Consider the following 19,105-nt stretch of genomic DNA (forward strand, 5'->3'; position numbering starts at 1 on the left):
TGAGTTAAATAACTTAAAAATGAAAATTCTCTTAACAGGCGCAACAGGATATATCGGAAAACGACTCTTGCCTTTTTTAATTAATCAAGGGCATCAGGTTGTTTGTTGTGTAAGAGATAAAAACAGATTTCATTCTCCTCTTGAATTTCAAAAAAACATAACTTTAATTGAAGTTGATTTACTAAAACAAGAAACACTATCAGTAATACCAGACGATATAGATGTGGCTTATTATTTGGTGCATTCTATGTCCGGTTCTGCTGATAATTACGATGAATTGGAAAGTATTTCGGCTGAGAACTTTGTAAAAAAAGTTAATCAAACAAACGCCAAACAAGTTATTTACTTAAGCGGAATTGTAAATGACAAATCACTTTCCAAACATTTGTCTTCCAGGAAAAAAGTAGAAGATGTTTTAAATAAAGGATCATTTGCTACAACAACACTAAGAGCCGGAATTATTGTGGGTTCTGGAAGTGCCTCGTTTGAAATTATTCGGGATTTAGTCAACAAACTTCCTGTTATGATTACTCCAAAATGGCTAAACACCAAATGTCAACCTATTGCTATCAATGATGTTCTTGAAATTTTATCGAGATCATTATTAAATCCCTTAACTTATAATCAAAGTTTTGATATTGGCGGACCAGATATTCTTACCTATAAAGAAATGTTATTGGCTTTCGCCAAAGCAAAAAATCTAAAGAGATACATTATTACTGTTCCGGTAATGACTCCTAAACTATCATCGTATTGGCTGTATTTTGTAACCTCAACTTCTTATAAATTGGCAACTGCATTGGTAAGCAGTATGAAAGTTGAAGTTATTTGCAGAGATAATAAAATCAATGGCATTTTGAATATAAACCCAATGTCATATGAAAATGCATTATCCAAAGCTTTGATAAAAATTAATGAAGAAAAAATTGTTTCGAGTTGGAAAGATTCACTGATAAGCGGAAGGTTTAGCGCGAATATTTCTGAATATTTGAAAGTACCCAAAAAAGATTGTTTTATCGATCGCCGAAAAAAAGAAATTGAAAACCGAGAATTTACAATCGAAAGAATTTGGTCTATTGGCGGAGAAACAGGATGGTATTATGGAGATTGGCTTTGGGATTTAAGAGGTTTTATTGATAAATTATTTGGAGGAGTGGGATCTCGACGCGGAAGAACCAATAAACACGAAATTCATTCTGGTGATGCTTTAGATTTCTGGCGGGTTTTGTATGCCAATAAAGAGCAAGGCAAATTAATTTTATTTGCCGAAATGAAATTACCCGGAGAAGCTTGGCTTGAATTCAAAATTATCAACAACACCTTGTATCAATCAGCTACATTTAGACCCAAAGGAATCTTGGGAAAATTATATTGGTACGCTGTACTGCCTTTCCACGGATTCATTTTCGAAGGAATGTTAAACAAACTCATTAAATAATTGTCAACCGAAGTAAGAACAGACAATTTTGTTTTATCAATTTCAAAAAAGCAAGTCTCTCCGCATTTTTTCTTCAAAATCAAATAATTATAGAAATCATTTACTAAATTAGTAGTTCATATTCTGAAAATCAGCACCCTATAAATCTCATTTGTCATTTAAAACTACATACACATTTAGTAATATTAAATTTTAAATTATGTCAAAATCTAATAAAAAAGAATCAGAAGAATTGGAAGAAAAACTAATAGATATGAGCACTTTAAGCAGAAAAGAATTAGTTCAAAGAGCTAAAAAATTTTCTAAGCAATATTGCGTTGGAGATGGAGACGGTTTTAAGCTTAAGGATTATGAAACCAAAGCCGATTTTAAATTAGGCGATGAAGGAAAGCCATTAGTAAAGCAAACGTTAGAAATAGGTGTTGAAGCTCTGGCAAAACTGCAAGATATATTGTATGCACAAGACAAATGGTCAGTATTGCTCATTTTTCAAGCAATGGATGCTGCAGGAAAAGACGGAGCCATCAAACACGTTATGTCGGGTATCAATCCACAAGGATGCCAGGTTTTTTCTTTTAAAGCTCCAAGTTCTGAGGATTTAGATCATGATTTTTTATGGCGTTGCCAAAAGCATCTGCCTGAACGTGGGCGTATTGGTATTTTTAACCGCTCTTATTATGAAGAACTATTAGTCGTTCGTGTGCATGAACAAATTTTAAAAAGCCAAAAACTCCCGGAAAAATTATTTACCAAAGACATTTGGGAAAATCGTTTTGAAGACATTCGCAACTTCGAAAAATACCTGAACAGAAATGGAACTATCGTTATCAAATTTTTCCTTAACGTCTCCAAGAAAGAACAGAAAAAACGTTTTATAGAGCGCGTAGACGACCCAGACAAAAACTGGAAATTCAGCGCTGCAGATGCTAAGGAACGCGGATATTGGGATGACTATATGAATGCTTACGAAGATTTAATCAAAGAAACCTCTACCAAAAAATCACCTTGGTATGTTATACCTGCCGATAATAAATCCTATGCCCGTATTGCAGTTGCATCAGCAATCATAACAGCGCTGGAAGAACTGGATTTAGAATATCCAAAAGTAAGCGAAGCAAAAATAGCTGAATTACAAGAGGTCAAAAGAGCATTGCTAAACGAAAAAGACTAAATCCCCTCTAGAATCTTAAATTATGATCTCTAAATTATTTCCAGCCACAGCTTGGATTAAAGATTACAAAACCCCAGACCTAAAAAAAGACTTTACAGCTGGAATAACACTAGCCGCCTATGGAATTCCAGTATCAATGGCGTATGCTACTCTTGCGGGTCTGCCTCCGCAATATGGAATTTATGGCTATCTCATTGGCGGATTATTTTATTCTATTTTGGGTACAAGTAAGCAGCTTGCTATTGGTCCAACATCTGCAATTTCATTATTGATAGGCACTACAATTGCTACAATGGCCAATGGTGATATACAACGATGGGCAGATATAGCCTCACTCACAGCTCTGGTATTTTCAGTCCTAGCCATACTCGCTTATCTATTGCGATTAAGTGGCATTATCAATTTTATTAGCGAAACCGTTTTGGTTGGATTCAAAGCGGGCGCTGCCATAACTATTGGATTGACTCAATTACCCAAACTTTTTGGTGTAAAAGGTGGCGGTGAAAATTTCTTAGATCGTATTTTTACACTTTTTCAACAGCTTCCAGATACCAATCTTTCGGTTTTTATTTTTGGTATTACTGCGATTATCATTCTAATTGTTGGCGAAAAAATTCTCCCAGGTAAACCCATCGCGATATTAATTGTAACACTATCGATTATACTCATTTCGACAACATCCTTAGCACATCATGGATTCTCAACTGTTGGAGTAATTCCAACAGGATTACCCGAATTTCATTTGCCTACTTTACGCATTAAGGATGTCGATGGCGTTCTGCCTTTAGCCTTGGCTTGTTTTTTATTATCGTATATCGAAAGTGTTTCGGCAGGCAGAACATTAGCCCAAAAAAATGGTTATATCATCGATGCTCGTCAAGAATTATTGGCACTCGGAATAGCCAATGCAGCTGTAGCACTTGGACAAGGATATCCCGTTGCTGGAGGATTATCACAATCTGCTGTAAACGACAGCGCAGGAGCAAAAACACCATTATCCTTAGTATTTGCCTCAGTTGCTATTGCTTTTTGTCTACTGTTTTTAACTGGGTTTCTTCAAAATTTGCCTACTGTGATTTTAGCATCCATTGTTTTGGTTGCCATCCGAGGATTATTTGACCTCGAAGAAATCAAACATCTCTACAAAATAAACAAACAGGAATTTTATGTTGCTATGATTGCGTTGGTAGGAGTACTCATTTGGGGAATCCTGACTGGTGTTTTACTCGCCGCGATCGTAACTTTATTGCTGTTAATAAAAGCAACTTCAAAACCAAATGTTGCCTTTTTGGGCAGAATACCAAATACCAAACGCTATACAGATATAGTTCGTCATCCAGACAACGAAAGCATTGCAGGAATATTGATTGTGAGAATAGAATCTTCTATTTTTTATTTCAATGTCGAACACATCAAAGAACGAATTTGGGAGAAAATTAATAGCGAATCCGATTCGGTTAAAGCTGTGATACTAGACCTCAATTCCTCTCCACGTATTGATATTGCTGGATCTCGGTTTTTAAAACAGCTTTTTATAGATTTAAAATCAAAGAATATTTCTCTCAAAGTTGCCGAAGCCCGTTCCGAAGTTCGCGATTCTTTACGCTCCGAAAATCTGGAGACACTTTTGGGTCACATCAGCCGAAGTGTTTCTGTCGATGATTTAGTAGTTAGTGCGATTAATTCTAATTTGGAAGTGCCACCTACTAGAGAAAACGGCTAGTTTCTTTGTCGTCATTGCCGTTTCCTCTAGCAGCTGTCGGGCTATCCATGCTACTTTGGTAGCTTATTTCTATCCCTCACCCAACATTCGCGATTAAATTAAACTTTATCAGTAAAATAATTTCATACAAATTTGCAGATCATTACCAAAAAATCTGCCAAATCTGCGTGAAAAACAAATCTACATCAACAAGAACAAATCATAATATTCCGCCAAAGACCGTTCAAAAACCGTAAAAGTTCCTTATTTTTGCGCCCGATTTCAAATACATTTTATTTCAAATCAACTTATATTTCTCAACTTAAATTAGTTTATAGCATGCAACTGTACAACACTTTAAGCGCAGAAGAAAGAGCCATCATGATTGATGATGCCGGAAAACAACGATTAACGTTGTCTTTCTATGCTTATGCGCAAATTTCAAATCCAACTCAATTTCGTAACGATTTATTCTTAGCTTGGGATCCACTTGGGGTTTTAGGCCGAATTTATGTAGCCCACGAAGGAATCAACGCTCAATTGTCTTTACCTGCGGATAATTTCTACGCATTCAAAGATACTGTTGAAGCGTATGATTTTATGAAAGATATGCGATTGAATATTGCCGTAGAACATGACGACCATTCGTTTTTGAAATTAACTGTAAAAGTCCGCGATAAAATTGTTGCCGACGGTTTGAACGACGATACTTTTGATGTAACCAATATCGGAATTCATTTAAAAGCAAAGGAATTTAATGAAATTTTAGAAAACCCAAACACAATTGTAGTTGATTTTAGAAATCATTATGAAAGTGAAATTGGTTATTTTAAAGGTGCCATTACACCTGATGTAGATACATTTCGTGAATCTTTGCCTATCATCAATGAGCAATTACAAGATTTTAAAGAAGATAAAAATTTAGTTATGTATTGCACTGGAGGAATCCGTTGCGAGAAAGCCTCTGCTTACTTTAAACATCAAGGTTTTAAAAATGTATTTCAACTAGAAGGGGGAATTATTAATTATGCAAAGCAAATTAAGGAAGAAGGATTAGAAAGTAAATTCATTGGTAAAAACTTCGTATTTGATCATCGCTTAGGCGAGAGAATTACAGACGATATCGTTTCACAATGCCATCAATGTGGCGAACCTTGCGATGTTCATACGAATTGTGTTAATGAAGGCTGTCACTTACTTTTCATTCAATGTGATTCCTGTAAAGAAAAAATGCACGGTTGTTGTTCTCCAGAATGTGTAGAAATAATCCATTTGCCAGAAGAAGAACAAAAAGCCATTCGAAGAGGAATTAAAAACGGAAATAAAATCTTCAAAAAAGGAAAATCGGATGTATTGACTTTCAAAAACAATCACGACCCTTTGGCTAATGTTCCAAATCTTAGCGAATTAATAAAGTCAAAACCTCTCGTAAAAAAAGAGCCTAAAATTAAAAAACAATACATCGGTCAAGGAACTCACTTTTTTCCAAAGCCATCAATTGCCCAATTTTTAATTGAAGAAAACGAAATTAATATTGGAGATACTATTTTAATCAAAGGTTCAACAACTGGAGAGCAAAAATTAGTAATCGACAAGATGTTTGTTAATGATATTGAATCAGAAAAAGCTGTTTCTGGTGATGTAGTTACTTTCAAAGTTCCTTTTAGAATTAGATTGTCTGATAAAATTTATAAGATTTTAGAATAACTTATCATGACAACGAACAAAAAAATTGAACTTATGGCTCCCGCTGGGAACTTTGAGTCGCTTCAGGCTGGATTAGATAATGGTGCCGATTCTGTATATTTTGGAGTAGAACAATTGAACATGCGTGCTCGTGCAACAGTCAATTTCACGATGGATGATTTACCAGAAATAGCACGTCGTTGCGAAGCCAAAAATGTTAGAAGTTATTTGACTTTGAACACGATTATTTACGATCACGATTTATCGGTTGTAAAAACATTATTAAACAAAGCCAAAAAAGCCAATATCACCGCTGTAATAGCTTCCGACCAGGCCGTTATTGCTATGGCAAGAGGCATCGGGATGGAAGTACATATTTCAACGCAATTGAATATTACCAATATAGAAACCATCAAGTTTTACAGTTTGTTTGCTGATACGATGGTTTTGAGTCGTGAATTAAGTTTACGCCAAGTAAAAAAAATCACCGAACAAATCGAGAAAGAACAAATCAAAGGACCAAATGGCAAATTGGTAGAAATTGAAATCTTCGGTCACGGAGCTTTATGTATGGCGGTTTCTGGAAAATGTTATTTGAGTTTACACTCTCATAATTCTTCTGCAAATCGTGGTGCCTGTAAACAAAACTGTCGCAAGAAATATACCGTTATCGATCAGGAAAGTGGTTTTGAAATCGAATTGGATAACGAATACATGATGTCACCAAAAGATTTATGTACTCTTGATTTTCTAGATCAGGTAATAGATTCGGGCATTCAGGTATTGAAAATCGAAGGCAGAGGTCGCGCTCCAGAATATGTGGCAACTGTTATTAAAACCTACCGAGAAGCTATCGATAGTTATTATGAAAGAACCTTTACCAAAGAGAAAATCGCGCTTTGGATGGAAGATTTAAACACCGTTTACAATCGTGGTTTTTGGTCAGGTTATTATCTTGGACAAGAATTGGGAGAATGGAGCGATGTTTCGGGATCTGTTGCGACTCAAAAGAAAGTCTATGTTGGAAAAGGAACTCATTTTTTTCCAAAAGCCGAAATTGGTCAATTTAAAATTGAAGCATACGATATAAAAATTGGCGATAAAATATTAGTTACTGGTCCAAGCACAGGAGCTCAGGAAATGATTATCAACGAAATGTATGTCAATGATGTTGTTTCTGAAAAAGCAACAAAAGGAGACGATTGTACTTTGAAAATGCCTTTCAGAATCCGAATGTCTGATAAATTATACAAAATAGTCGAAGCCTAATGGTTATTGTAACGCTTCAAAGAGACAAATGTATTGGGTGTAATTACTGCGTAGAAATGGCGCCGGTGCAATTTCAAATGTCCAAAAAAGACGGAAAATCAGTGTTGATTAAAAGTGTAAATGCCAAAGGTTTTTACACTTTAAAATCAGCTGACCACGCTATAACCGAAAGTTGTGAACTCGCTGCCAAAGCCTGTCCCGTGAAAATCATTTCTATAAAAGAAACCTAAAAATATTTTCTTTAACAATCCTTTATATTTATCGCTATATTTCGATAAAGCAATATGATATCAGTAGTTTTTCTTTAGTATAAATTTATGATTTTTTGAAGATTACAGTTCTTGTAACATAAACCAAAAAAGTACTATCTTTACCCATTAAATCTTTTAAGAACTTAAATTGCTTTTATAGCAATACTACATATATTATTATGGCATGTACAAGTTGTTCAACTTCAGATGGTGGTGCACCAAAGGGTTGTAAAAATAATGGGACTTGCGGCACCGATAGCTGCAATAAATTAACGGTTTTTGACTGGCTTTCGAACATGAATTTGCCTAATGGAGAAGCTCCTTTTGATTGTGTGGAAGTCCGTTTTAAAAACGGGAGAAAAGAATTTTACCGTAATACCGAGAATTTAACTTTAAGCATAGGAGATATTGTAGCAACTGTTGCATCCCCTGGGCACGATATAGGAATTGTAACTCTTACAGGAGAATTGGTAAAAATTCAAATGAAGAAAAAAGGAGTAAATCATACTAGCAATGAGGTTCCTAAAATCTATCGAAAAGCTTCTCAAAAAGACATTGATATCTGGACAACAGCCCGAAACAAAGAAGAGCCTATGAAAGTACGAGCTCGTGAATTGGCTATTGCCCAAAAGCTGGAAATGAAAATTTCGGATATCGAATTTCAAGGAGACGGATCAAAAGCTACTTTCTACTATACTGCCAATGACAGAGTCGATTTTAGACTTTTAATCAAAGACTTTGCTAAGGAATTCAGTACTAGAGTAGAGATGAAACAAGTAGGTTTCCGTCAGGAAGCTGCTCGTTTAGGCGGAATCGGTTCTTGCGGTAGAGAATTATGTTGTTCGACTTGGTTAACTGATTTCAGAAGCGTAAATACATCTGCTGCACGTTACCAGCAATTATCTCTAAACCCACAAAAACTTGCTGGTCAATGTGGAAAATTGAAATGCTGCCTGAATTACGAACTAGATACTTACATGGATGCCTTAAAGGATTTTCCAGAGTTTGAAACCAAATTAGTTACCGAAAAAGGAGATGCCGTTTGTCAAAAACAAGATATCTTCAAAGGACTTATGTGGTTTGCCTACGTTGGCAATTATGCTAACTGGCATATCTTGAAAATTGATCAGGTTAAAGAAATTATTGCAGAGAACAAACTCAAAAACAAAGTTTCATCATTAGAGGATTATGCTATTGAAGTTGTTGTCGAACCAGAACAAAATTTCAATAATGCGATGGGTCAGGAAAGTTTAACGCGTTTTGATCAGCCAAAAAGGAAGAAAAAACCAAACAACAAAAAACCGAGACCTGCAGGAGAAAAAGCTATTGTTCCTAACAATGCAAACAAGCAGCCTGCTATACAAAAAAGCGCAGCGCCAAATGCCCCGAATGCAAATACTGCCGACAAAGAAGTTCCGGTTAAAGAAAACCCGAATCCAAACAGCGCTAACAAGAATCGCAATAAAAACAAGAATCGCAATAAAAATAATAACAATCGCCCTCCTTCCGCAGAGAATAAAACAGAAGAGCCTAGAAAACCAATAATTATTAAAAAAAATGAGAATAAAGAATAGTCTTTTACTGTTTTTTGTAGCAGTACTCCTTTTTTCGTGTGATAAAAAAAGAGTTTTTGATGAGTATAAATCTGTAGGAAGCGCCTGGAACAAAGATAGTATTGTTACTTTTGACTTACCTGTTTTAGATTCAACAAAGAGATATGATTTGTATGTGAATTTAAGAGATAACAACAATTACAAATACAGCAATCTCTTTCTGATTGTGTCTTTAGAAAGTCCAAATGGTTATACCAAAGTAGACACCTTAGAATACCAAATGGCTGAACCTGACGGAACATTATTAGGTGATGGTTTTACAGATATCAAAGAGAGTAAACTCTACTATAAAGAGAATGTTCGCTTTAGAGGAAATTACAAAGTACATATTAAACAAGCGGTGAGAGAAAATGGAAAAGTACCTGGTGTAGCTTTTTTAGACGGAATTACCGAAGTAGGTTTTAGAATAGAAAAAAAAGATTAGAACGCGATTATGGCTATCAAAAAAAATAACCCTCAGACAAAAAGCATCAATAAAGATGTGAAATATTATTCCAGAAAATTTTGGAAAATTTACTTCTCCGGACTGGGAATTATTGCTTTATTCTTCCTGCTTGCCTCATGGGGTATCTTTGGATCTATGCCTTCATTTGAAGATTTAGAAAATCCAGATTCTAATTTAGCTACTGAAATCATCTCTTCAGACGGAGTTGTTTTAGGTAAATATTTCAAACAAAACCGTTCTCAATTAAAATATTCTGATCTACCAAAAAACCTTGTACAAGCCTTAGTTGCTACCGAAGATGCCCGTTTTTATGAGCATTCTGGTATTGACGGAAGAGGAACACTAAGAGCAATCGCAAGTTTAGGAAGAAGCGGTGGAGCGAGTACCTTGACCCAACAATTGGCTAAACAATTATTTCACGGTGAAGGTTCAAAATTTTTACCTTTCCGTATTGTTCAAAAAATGAAAGAATGGATTATTGCCATTCGATTGGAAAGACAATATACCAAAAACGAAATCATTGCGATGTATTGCAATGTGTATGACTTTGGTAATTATTCAGTAGGAGTTAGTTCTGCAGCGCAAACTTATTTTTCTAAAGCTCCAAAAGATCTGACCATAGATGAATCAGCTATTTTAGTAGGGATGTTCAAAAACTCTGGACTATACAATCCTGTTAAAAATCCTGTTGGTGTAAAAAACAGAAGAAATGTAGTGCTTCATCAAATGGAAAAAGCACACATCATTTCTGAAGATCAAAAAATCCAATTACAGAGCTTGCCTATCACTTTACATTTCAAATTAGAAAGTCACAGAGAAGGGACTGCTACTTACTTTAGAGAATACCTTCGTGAGTATATGAAAAAATGGGTAGAAGAAAATAAAAAGCCCGATGGATCTGACTACGATATTTACAAAGACGGTTTAAAAATCTACACTACAATTGATTCAAGAATGCAGGCTTACGCTGAAGAAGCTGTTTCTGCACACATGGCCAATATGCAGGAAGAATTTTTCATACAATCCAAAGGCAATAAAAATGCTCCTTTTGTAAACATTTCTGAAGCAGAGACCGAACGCATTATTAATCAGGCGATGAAATCATCTCACAGATGGGATGTTTTGAAAGAGCAAGACAAAAGCGATGATGAGATTATCAAAACCTTTAGTGAGAAAACAAAAATGACTGTTTTCACTTGGAAAGGTGAAAGAGATACTATTATGACTCCGTTGGATTCCATCCGTTATTACAAACACTTTTTACAAGCTGGTGTAATGTCAATGGAACCACAAACGGGTAATATCAAAGTTTGGGTTGGAGGTATCAACTACAAATATTTCCAATATGATCACGTAGGTCAAGGAGCCAGACAAGTAGGTTCAACATTCAAACCATTTGTGTATGCAACTGCTATAGAACAATTAAACATGTCTCCTTGCGATTCGATTCTTGATGGACCATTTATTATTCGTAAAGGACGTCATCACGTAACCGAAGATTGGGAACCAAGAAACTCCGATAATAACTACCGCGGAATGGTAACCCTAAAACAAGCATTGGCATACTCTATAAATACCGTTTCAGCGAAATTAATTGACAAAGTTAGCCCAGAGGCCGTAATAGAACTGACTCATAAATTAGGAGTGAAATCCGAAATTGTAACCCAACCTTCGATCGCTTTAGGAGCTGTAGAAATAACTGTTGAAGATATGGTTGCGGCATTCAGCACATTTGCTAATCAAGGTGTTTATACTAAACCACAGTTCTTATCCAAAATTGAGAATAAAAGTGGCGAAGTAATCTATGAACCAATTCCTGAATCTCATGATGTTTTAAATAAAGACATTGCTTTTGCCATCATTAAATTGCTGGAAGGTGTAACCGAAAGTGGTTCTGGAGCTAGATTGAGAACACAAGGCGGAGGAAATGGAGACAAACGCTGGACAGGTTACCCGTATATGTTTAAAAACCCAATTGCAGGTAAAACAGGAACTTCACAAAACCAATCCGATGGTTGGTTTATGGGAATAGTACCTAACCTTGTAACAGGTGTTTGGGTAGGTTGCGAAGACCGTTCGGCACATTTCAAAAGTCTTACTTATGGACAGGGAGCAGCAATGGCCTTACCAATTTGGGGATATTTTATGGACAAATGCTATAAAGACGAAAACTTAAAAATATCCAAAGAATCTTTTGAAAGACCTGCCAATCTTTCTATCAAAGTAGATTGTTACACCCCGAGACCTGCAGTAGTTAAAGATTCAACTGCAACTCCAGAACAAGACACCGAAGAATTCTCTTTGTAAAATAAATACAGTTCTAGCTCAACATAGATATAAAAACTATTTGGGCGTGACAGCAATAGAAAAAGGAGCCCAATATAGCATACGCTTATTCGGCTCCTTTTTCTATTGCTGTCGGGCTATCCGCACTACTTTGGTAGTTTGCTTCTATCCCTCACGCAACTTCAAGTTTCAAATGACAAAAAGTAGTTTTCAAACTAAAAGCAAACTCATGAGCAAAACAACTTGAATAGACATACTAAATGTGATTGCTTCGTCCCTCGCAAAGACAGTCAAACAAAAAAATTACAGAGATAAATTATTACGATTATTTTATTAAATTTGTTTAATAAATTCATTTATTTCAATTGATGTTAGTTATTTGATACTTAAAATAATAATACTTCATTGAAAATAAAGAAATGTTATTTATTTAAAATCACAAAGAAATCGATATCGTAATACATAAATTAGTATGATTAACAAAAAAGTAAATACTGTTCAGGAAGCACTTCAAGGAATTGAAAACGGAATGACCCTTATGCTTGGTGGTTTTGGATTATGTGGCATACCCGAAAACTCCATCGCTGAATTAGTTCAAAAAGAAACCAACAATTTAACGTGTATTTCCAATAATGCAGGTGTAGATGATTTCGGATTAGGTTTGCTTTTGCAAAAAAAACAAATCAAAAAAATGATTTCTTCCTATGTAGGTGAAAATGCCGAGTTCGAACGCCAAATGCTTTCTGGTGAACTTGAAGTAGACCTTATCCCACAAGGAACGTTGGCAGAAAGATGCAGAGCTGCTCAAGCAGGAATACCTGCCTTTTTTACCCCAGCTGGCTATGGTACCGAAGTCGCCAAAGGTAAAGAAGTACGTGAATTTAATGGAAAAATGCACATTATGGAGCACGCGTTCAAAGCCGACTTTGCCATCATAAAAGCATGGAAAGGCGATACAGCTGGAAACCTCATCTTCAAAGGAACTGCAAGAAATTTTAATCCTGCAATGGCTGGTGCTGCCAAAATCACTATAGCCGAAGTTGAAGAACTTGTCGAAGCAGGTACATTAGATCCCAATCAAATTCATACTCCTGGAATTTTAGTACAACGTATTTTTCAAGGAGAAATTTACGAAAAGAGAATTGAGCAACGCACCGTTCGTTCCAAGAACTAATTAACAATTGATACTGCAAAAACATGTTAGATAAAATAGGAATTGCAAAACGAATTGCACAAGAATTAAAAGACCGATATTTCGTGAATCTAGGCATCGGAATACCAACTTTGGTGGCTAACTATATCCCAAAAGGAATTGATGTCGAATTTCAAAGCGAAAATGGCGTCCTAGGTATGGGCCCGTTCCCTTTTGAAGGAGATGAAGATGCCGATATCATCAACGCAGGAAAACAAACAATAACAACATTACCAGGAGCATCTTTTTTTGACTCAGCCACTAGTTTTGGAATGATTCGAGGACAACATGTTGATTTAACAATCCTTGGAGCTATGGAAGTCTCCGAAAACGGAGATATAGCCAACTGGAAAATCCCTGGAAAAATGGTTAAAGGAATGGGAGGAGCAATGGACTTAGTAGCTTCTGCAGAGAATATTATTGTTGCTATGATGCACGTTAACAAAGCTGGAGAGTCCAAAATATTAAAAAAATGTACCTTACCATTAACAGGTGTCGGCTGTGTAAAAAAAGTAGTAACCGAATTAGCTGTTTTGGAAATCACACCACAAGGTTTTAAACTACTGGAACGTGCTTCAGGTGTAACAGTAGAACATATTATTGCCTCTACAGAAGCCAATTTGATTATAGAAGGAGATATTCCAGAAATGATAATTGATTAACAAAATTTAAAAAAATAATTCGTAGGAATTGTTTTTTTTGAGATAAACTTTAAAACAAAAAACATAGTTAACTCCCTAATAAGTAACATCATTTAATCACACATCCCAGCATATTTAACACATTATTTGTAATATTTTTAATTTTTTTTTTATATTTGTTATAAACAAACACAAACAAAAAAATTATGAAAAATTTCAAATTAGTATTAATAGCATTCTTATTTTCTGCTGGTATGATGGCACAAGATAGAGGATCTGTAGTTCTTGATGTTTATGGCAGTTATACGTTCTCAAACAACGTTAACTTTGATTATGGACACATTAAAATTGGAGATGGTTTTACGTACGGAGCTGGATTTGAATTTTTCCCTCAAAAATCTTCTTCTGTAGAACTAAAATATTTAAGACTTGACACTTCCTTTAGTGCTAATGTTCCAGCAGCTATTGGTAGTAAAAATGTTAATGGTAATGGAGCGTTCAATTACATCTTAATTGGAGGAAATCACTACTTTGATAATGGTGGTAATGCAGTTCCTTATTTAGGAGGAGGAATAGGTATGGCAATTGTTGATGGTCCGCAAGGCGGAAGTGACACTAACTTTGCTTGGGAAATTAAAGGCGGGGTTAAAATAAAAACAGCTTCTATTGTTTCTGTAAGTCTTCAAGCTAACCTTATATCAACTATTGCTCCTGCTGGTACTGATACATACTGGGGTTATTATGGTCCTATAGCCGTTCAGGATTACGCTTATTCTTACCAATTTGGTTTAGGAGCTATCATCGGTTTCAACTTTAAATAAGAAAAAAACATATTTATAAAAAAGCAACTCATCTTGAGTTGCTTTTTTTGTTTAATCAAGTTTATCTATTTAACAAAACATACCGAGTTAGGATGTTTAATTTGTAAAACAACTACTCCTTTTATACTATTCTTAATTATAAAACTTACATACAACTATAATAAAAATTGTAATCTAACTATTTTAGTTACTTGTCACTGAATAACTATTACATGTATAATTTAAACCTCCAGCATTTGTCCCATACGATGATGTGATTTCAAACCCATATTGTATATTACCAACGGTAACATCCCCTATCCAACCTTTAGTTTTTATCCAATTAAAAATAGCTTTCGCATCTATTGTACCACTGTTAGTTTTTGTTGTACGCAAAAATGAATATACATTATTAGAACCATTATTTCCCCTAAAGACATTCCATGTATGCCCTCCAATACTTTGATTTGTATAAACTGGAACAGCTGCTCCAGTGGCAGACCAATTATACGAAATTGGCTTTACGTTCCCGCTACCATCTGCATTACCAGTATAATTCATCCAAAGCATAATTTCATTAGCATTTGTACTGTCCCAAAGATCATAACAAGACTCCCATGCACCTCCTGCCGGAGTAGTTGCATTGAAACTAGTACTAAGCGTATTTATAGCACTAAGTTTTTTTCCAATATATTTAGTAGAATTTGGGTACGATTTGATTCCTCCTGTATTAGGATGATTAGCCCAAACACCCCATTGACTGTAAGTGTTAGCCCAAATAGACTGACTACCTGCTCCCGAACCCCAAATGTTGTTGTAAACTGTATATCCCCCATTTGCCCAACTGGCATATTGAGCAGATGATGACCAAGAAGCCTTTACCTCTGATTCATTGTTTATACTAGGAGTCTCACATCCAACAAATACTAGTACTAATACTGCAAATAAAACTGTTTTTTTCATAAAAATATAATTTTAAAAGTTTAATTAATAATTGTCAAATGTAAATATTATTTTTATATATTCAATTTATTAGTAAAAAAATAATGATATTGACAATATTAATCAAAAAAATATAAACATAATTTAATTATTATGAAAAAACAGAATTAATTATGGTATAATTGACTATAAGTAATTAAAAACGTTACGAATAATATAATCTATGCTAAAAAACACAAAATTTGTACTTTAATTATTACAAAAAAGTAAATCAGCAATAATCAAAACTAATTATTTTCCAAAATTAGCTACCCAAATACTACCAGATTTTCCCGCACCCATTTCAATATAAATTCCATCCATCATAGCTTTACAATGATCTGGACTATTTTTCCAACCAGCAACAACTTCAACAGAATTAGTATAGTTTTTTGCAATTACCTCTCCAACATAAGTTCCTGTATAGCCAAAATACACAGCTCTTTGAATTGGACTTATTCCCTCTGGTGAAATATGATCAAAGTAATTTCGAACATTCATATCATGTGCCTGATTAATAGCCGTTTTACTCAATATAGAATTACTAACTAAAGGAGAAACTGGAGGCATATATTCCTCTCCACATTGACAACCTGTTACTCTTAATTTATTTATTTCAACCAAAACAGTAGAGGTAACATCACTATCTACTATAACATCATCAATGTCATTTTGACAAGAAACTATAAGAAAAAACAAGAAAAAGGCTTTATATAACTTCATATTGCTACTATTTTGAAAACGAATATAATTAAAATGTTTGTTTGTTTATTTGGGCATAATTGATTTCCCAAAATACTCCAATCAACTTTTTGATTATAGGAATTGAACAAAAAAACCATTAAACCTTCTCCATTACATCCAAAACTACCGCAACAATACTCAATTTTACCGCAATAATTTTATTAGAAGCCTTAATAATCATACTTTTGAAGAATTAACTTCATTATGAAAAAAAATATTTCATTTTATGTAATGCACTTTTGTTTGTGTTTTATATTTCTATTTTTACCATATGCTTTTACTACTAATGGAAGTATTTTTAGTTTACCAAACTTAGCAAACAATCCACACGATAGGATTTACTTTTTCATCTATTTTTTACTGCTGATTTTCTTCTATTTCAATTATTACATTTTAATTCCCAGGATTTATTTTAAAGAAAAACAAATTCGTTATATCACCATTTTGCTATTCTTTTTATTATTTTTTCTTTGGGTCTCTAATATTTTTGATACTCCAGATCTCAATTTTTTAGATTTCAGAAATCAGAGACAACTACCATTTGGCCAAATGCCTCCACCTCCTTCTAAGGGCTTTAATCACCAAAACATTCCTTTTTCACATAAAATACCTACTGCTGAATTTAATGATTTAACTCACTTTGGAGGGCCGCCTACACAATACAGCCATACTATTTTAGTATATCTTATTGGTGTTGTTTCAAGTTTATTTATTGCTATAAAAATTCGTCTTTCAAAGGTAGAAGAAGATAGAATGAAATCTGAATTGTCTTTTTTAAAAGCTCAAATCAATCCACATTTTTTATTCAATACCTTGAACAGCATTTATTCATTAGCCATAAAAAAAGATGACAAAACCGCCGATGCTGTCGTACAGCTATCTGAATTGATGCGCTATATTATTACAAATGCCAATGATGATGTTATTGCTTTAGACAAAGAAATCAATTATATCAACAATTACATACTATTACAAAAAACCCGATTAGGAAATACTGTAACTGTTGATTATATATTGGAAGGAAATTCATCTGGTAAAGCCATTACACCGCTTATTTTAATTTCTTTTATCGAAAATGCTTTCAAACACGGAGTAAATCCAAACGAAAACTCCGAAATTTGCATCAAGATTACCATTATTGAAGATTATCTGACATTATTTGTTTCTAATAATAAGGTGCAATCCATAAAATCCGACAGTGGTATTGGTTTACAAAACACTATCGAAAGACTCACGCTTTTGTATCCCAACAATCATGTTTTATCCATTGATGACACTCCAAAAATGTATCTGGTAAACTTAACAATTAAAGTAGGATGATAAAAGCAATTGCACTTGATGATGAACCGCCAGCTCTTGAAATTCTGCAAAGTTTTTGCAATAGAATTGACTGTGTTGATTTGCAGAAAACATTTACAAAATCGGAAGATGCGCTCAAATATTTGAAAAAATATCCTGTCGATTTGTTGTTTCTTGACATTAACATGCCAGCTATATCAGGAATTGATTTCTGCAAAAACTTACCTCATAAAATCATGGTGATATTCACAACGGCTTACTCCGAATATGCTGTAGAAGGATTCACCCTGAGTGCAACAGATTATCTATTAAAACCTATTTCTTTTATACGGTTTGAACAAGCCGTAGAAAGAGCATTTGCACAATGGAAATCCCAAAATCAAAATCAAGAACAGCAATATCTTTTTATCCGAGCTGATTACAGCTTAATAAAAATTCTGATTTCTGATATTTTATATATTGAAGGACTTGATGATTACCTGAAAATTCACATTCAAAATCAAAAAACAATTGTAGCCAGAATGACCATGAAATCCTTACTGGAAAAACTGCCAGAAACTGAATTCATAAGAGTACATCGTTCTTTTATTGTTTCTATATCTAAAATAGAGAAGGTACGCAATAAAACAATCTACATTAACCAACAAGAAATTCCTGTAAGTGCGAGTTATGAAACTACATTTTTCGCACTACTAAACAAAGAATAATACGCTTAAAACAGATTGAGAATATGAATATTCAACGTTTTTAGCATATTCACCTCTTAAAATCATCGCATTACCTCATAAATTATAATCCGCACAAGAGTTTAAATACTTTTACAACCATAACCTTAAAATTGCATTTATTATGGAAAGAAAAGATTTTTTAAGAGGGTTGGGCTTAGTTGGATTGGGTTCTTTGTCCATAATTCCCATGATTAACGCATGTAGTAAAGACGATGATACCACAACTGATTCTGCAGTAGGATCTACAACTGAATCAGGAGAGTGTTCAGTAACAACATCAGAAACGGCGGGGCCATTTCCAACAAAAAATCCAACATCATTAGTTACTTCAAATATTACCAGTAATAGAACAGGTGTAGAATTTGCTGTCAATATTAATATAAAAAACACTAATGCAAGCTGTGCAGCACTAGAAGGAGCGATTGTAGATATTTGGCATTGTGACAAGGATGGCTATTACTCTGAGTATGGTGGAACAGCGATGCAATCAGCTGATTTTACTTCCGTGCATTTTTTGAGAGGAAGGCAAACTACAGATGCTAATGGTCTAGTACATTTTACTTCCATTTTTCCTGGATGGTATAGTGGCAGAGCGACTCATATACACGTACATGTTTACAACGCATCAGGAACTTCATTACTGGTAACTCAAATTGCATTTCCAGAAGGTTCAGATAGTGCAGTAGCACTAGTAAACGCATCAAGTGTAAATGGATATACTAAAGGGCTAACTGGATATACTTATAACGCATCAGACAATGTTTTTTCAGACTCTACTACTAATGAAATGTCAACTATTACTGGAAATGTTTCAGATGGTTTTATTTTGACACACACAATAAATGTAGCTGGCTAAACG

At 34.4% G+C, this 19,105-nt stretch carries 17 protein-coding genes; 15 read left to right on the top strand and 2 right to left on the bottom strand.

The window, feature by feature from the left end; translation table 11 throughout:
• Window positions 1–19 precede the first annotated feature (19 nt).
• The 12 genes from CLU82_RS08355 to CLU82_RS08410 all read left to right on the top strand — a co-directional run bounded on the left by CLU82_RS08355 (window position 20) and on the right by CLU82_RS08410 (window position 14,515).
• Window positions 20–1,438 (top strand): SDR family oxidoreductase, encoded by a 1,419-nt coding sequence (locus CLU82_RS08355; RefSeq protein WP_100842661.1) that lies wholly within the window; start codon window positions 20–22, stop codon window positions 1,436–1,438.
• Window positions 1,439–1,637: 199 nt separating this feature from the next.
• Window positions 1,638–2,609, top strand: coding sequence for a polyphosphate kinase 2 family protein (locus tag CLU82_RS08360; RefSeq protein ID WP_100842662.1), 972 nt, complete (start codon window positions 1,638–1,640; stop codon window positions 2,607–2,609).
• A 22-nt stretch (window positions 2,610–2,631) separates the two neighbouring features.
• Complete coding sequence (locus CLU82_RS08365) at window positions 2,632–4,332, top strand: SulP family inorganic anion transporter (RefSeq protein WP_100842663.1); 1,701 nt, start codon at window positions 2,632–2,634, stop codon at window positions 4,330–4,332.
• Between the two features lie 318 nt (window positions 4,333–4,650).
• Window positions 4,651–6,018, top strand: a complete 1,368-nt coding sequence (locus CLU82_RS08370; RefSeq protein ID WP_100842664.1) for a rhodanese-related sulfurtransferase — start codon at window positions 4,651–4,653, stop codon at window positions 6,016–6,018.
• A gap of 6 nt (window positions 6,019–6,024) precedes the next feature.
• Window positions 6,025–7,266: a peptidase U32 family protein gene (locus CLU82_RS08375; RefSeq protein WP_100842665.1), complete on the top strand. Its 1,242-nt coding sequence runs from the start codon at window positions 6,025–6,027 to the stop codon at window positions 7,264–7,266.
• Entirely contained in the window at window positions 7,266–7,496 is a 231-nt protein-coding gene (locus CLU82_RS08380) for a ferredoxin (protein ID WP_100842666.1), read from the top strand. Before CLU82_RS08375 ends, CLU82_RS08380 begins: the two co-directional genes overlap by 1 nt.
• A gap of 200 nt (window positions 7,497–7,696) precedes the next feature.
• Window positions 7,697–9,091: a regulatory iron-sulfur-containing complex subunit RicT gene (locus tag CLU82_RS08385; RefSeq protein ID WP_100842667.1), complete on the top strand. Its 1,395-nt coding sequence runs from the start codon at window positions 7,697–7,699 to the stop codon at window positions 9,089–9,091.
• Window positions 9,075–9,554: a gliding motility lipoprotein GldH gene (locus tag CLU82_RS08390; protein ID WP_100842668.1), complete on the top strand. Its 480-nt coding sequence runs from the start codon at window positions 9,075–9,077 to the stop codon at window positions 9,552–9,554. The genes CLU82_RS08385 and CLU82_RS08390 overlap by 17 nt, the downstream gene beginning before the upstream one ends.
• 9 nt (window positions 9,555–9,563) lie before the next feature.
• A complete protein-coding gene (locus CLU82_RS08395; protein ID WP_100842669.1) occupies window positions 9,564–11,882 on the top strand; it encodes a penicillin-binding protein 1A in 2,319 nt (772 codons plus the stop codon).
• 451 nt (window positions 11,883–12,333) lie between these two features.
• The gene (locus CLU82_RS08400; RefSeq protein ID WP_100842670.1) at window positions 12,334–13,035 is read left to right on the top strand and encodes a CoA transferase subunit A; all 702 of its coding nucleotides are present in this window, start codon (window positions 12,334–12,336) and stop codon (window positions 13,033–13,035) included.
• A gap of 23 nt (window positions 13,036–13,058) precedes the next feature.
• Window positions 13,059–13,715 carry a CoA transferase subunit B gene (locus CLU82_RS08405; protein WP_100842671.1) on the top strand — a complete coding sequence of 219 codons (657 nt, stop codon included), beginning with the start codon at window positions 13,059–13,061 and terminating at the stop codon, window positions 13,713–13,715.
• 185 nt (window positions 13,716–13,900) lie between these two features.
• Window positions 13,901–14,515 (top strand): outer membrane beta-barrel protein, encoded by a 615-nt coding sequence (locus CLU82_RS08410; protein WP_100842672.1) that lies wholly within the window; start codon window positions 13,901–13,903, stop codon window positions 14,513–14,515.
• Window positions 14,516–14,698: 183 nt separating this feature from the next.
• Here CLU82_RS08410 and CLU82_RS08415 read toward each other — a convergent pair whose 3' ends face one another.
• Together CLU82_RS08415 and CLU82_RS08420 are read right to left on the bottom strand one after the other, a co-directional pair.
• Window positions 14,699–15,457 (bottom strand): glycosyl hydrolase, encoded by a 759-nt coding sequence (locus CLU82_RS08415; protein WP_100842673.1) that lies wholly within the window; start codon window positions 15,455–15,457, stop codon window positions 14,699–14,701.
• Window positions 15,458–15,727: 270 nt separating this feature from the next.
• The gene (locus CLU82_RS08420) at window positions 15,728–16,198 is read right to left on the bottom strand and encodes a CAP domain-containing protein (protein WP_100842674.1); all 471 of its coding nucleotides are present in this window, start codon (window positions 16,196–16,198) and stop codon (window positions 15,728–15,730) included.
• A gap of 225 nt (window positions 16,199–16,423) precedes the next feature.
• On the opposite strand from CLU82_RS08420, the gene CLU82_RS08425 reads away from it, so the two are divergent.
• The 3 genes from CLU82_RS08425 (at window position 16,424) to CLU82_RS08435 (ending at window position 19,102) form a co-directional block, all read left to right on the top strand.
• Window positions 16,424–17,539, top strand: coding sequence for a sensor histidine kinase (locus CLU82_RS08425; protein WP_100842675.1), 1,116 nt, complete (start codon window positions 16,424–16,426; stop codon window positions 17,537–17,539).
• Complete coding sequence (locus tag CLU82_RS08430) at window positions 17,536–18,225, top strand: LytTR family DNA-binding domain-containing protein (protein WP_100842676.1); 690 nt, start codon at window positions 17,536–17,538, stop codon at window positions 18,223–18,225. The genes CLU82_RS08425 and CLU82_RS08430 overlap by 4 nt, the downstream gene beginning before the upstream one ends.
• Before the next feature lie 142 nt (window positions 18,226–18,367).
• Window positions 18,368–19,102, top strand: a complete 735-nt coding sequence (locus tag CLU82_RS08435; protein ID WP_100842677.1) for an intradiol ring-cleavage dioxygenase — start codon at window positions 18,368–18,370, stop codon at window positions 19,100–19,102.
• Window positions 19,103–19,105: the final 3 nt, after the last annotated feature.

This window comes from Flavobacterium sp. 5 (assembly GCF_002813295.1).
Taxonomy (GTDB): Bacteria; Bacteroidota; Bacteroidia; order Flavobacteriales; family Flavobacteriaceae; genus Flavobacterium.

Excerpts from the sequence above, each read along its gene's own strand:
- CLU82_RS08400 (WP_100842670.1), top strand. The coding sequence starts at position 12,334 with ATGATTAACAAAAAAGTAAATACTGTTCAGGAAGCACTTCAAGGAATT.
- CLU82_RS08395 (WP_100842669.1), top strand. The coding sequence starts at position 9,564 with ATGGCTATCAAAAAAAATAACCCTCAGACAAAAAGCATCAATAAAGAT.
- CLU82_RS08420 (WP_100842674.1), bottom strand. The coding sequence starts at position 16,198 with ATGAAGTTATATAAAGCCTTTTTCTTGTTTTTTCTTATAGTTTCTTGT.
- CLU82_RS08365 (WP_100842663.1), top strand. The coding sequence starts at position 2,632 with ATGATCTCTAAATTATTTCCAGCCACAGCTTGGATTAAAGATTACAAA.
- CLU82_RS08415 (WP_100842673.1), bottom strand. The coding sequence starts at position 15,457 with ATGAAAAAAACAGTTTTATTTGCAGTATTAGTACTAGTATTTGTTGGA.
- CLU82_RS08385 (WP_100842667.1), top strand. The coding sequence starts at position 7,697 with ATGGCATGTACAAGTTGTTCAACTTCAGATGGTGGTGCACCAAAGGGT.
- CLU82_RS08380 (WP_100842666.1), top strand. The coding sequence starts at position 7,266 with ATGGTTATTGTAACGCTTCAAAGAGACAAATGTATTGGGTGTAATTAC.
- CLU82_RS08370 (WP_100842664.1), top strand. The coding sequence starts at position 4,651 with ATGCAACTGTACAACACTTTAAGCGCAGAAGAAAGAGCCATCATGATT.
- CLU82_RS08410 (WP_100842672.1), top strand. The coding sequence starts at position 13,901 with ATGAAAAATTTCAAATTAGTATTAATAGCATTCTTATTTTCTGCTGGT.
- CLU82_RS08435 (WP_100842677.1), top strand. The coding sequence starts at position 18,368 with ATGGAAAGAAAAGATTTTTTAAGAGGGTTGGGCTTAGTTGGATTGGGT.
- CLU82_RS08405 (WP_100842671.1), top strand. The coding sequence starts at position 13,059 with ATGTTAGATAAAATAGGAATTGCAAAACGAATTGCACAAGAATTAAAA.
- CLU82_RS08390 (WP_100842668.1), top strand. The coding sequence starts at position 9,075 with ATGAGAATAAAGAATAGTCTTTTACTGTTTTTTGTAGCAGTACTCCTT.
- CLU82_RS08360 (WP_100842662.1), top strand. The coding sequence starts at position 1,638 with ATGTCAAAATCTAATAAAAAAGAATCAGAAGAATTGGAAGAAAAACTA.
- CLU82_RS08375 (WP_100842665.1), top strand. The coding sequence starts at position 6,025 with ATGACAACGAACAAAAAAATTGAACTTATGGCTCCCGCTGGGAACTTT.
- CLU82_RS08355 (WP_100842661.1), top strand. The coding sequence starts at position 20 with ATGAAAATTCTCTTAACAGGCGCAACAGGATATATCGGAAAACGACTC.
- CLU82_RS08425 (WP_100842675.1), top strand. The coding sequence starts at position 16,424 with ATGAAAAAAAATATTTCATTTTATGTAATGCACTTTTGTTTGTGTTTT.
- CLU82_RS08430 (WP_100842676.1), top strand. The coding sequence starts at position 17,536 with ATGATAAAAGCAATTGCACTTGATGATGAACCGCCAGCTCTTGAAATT.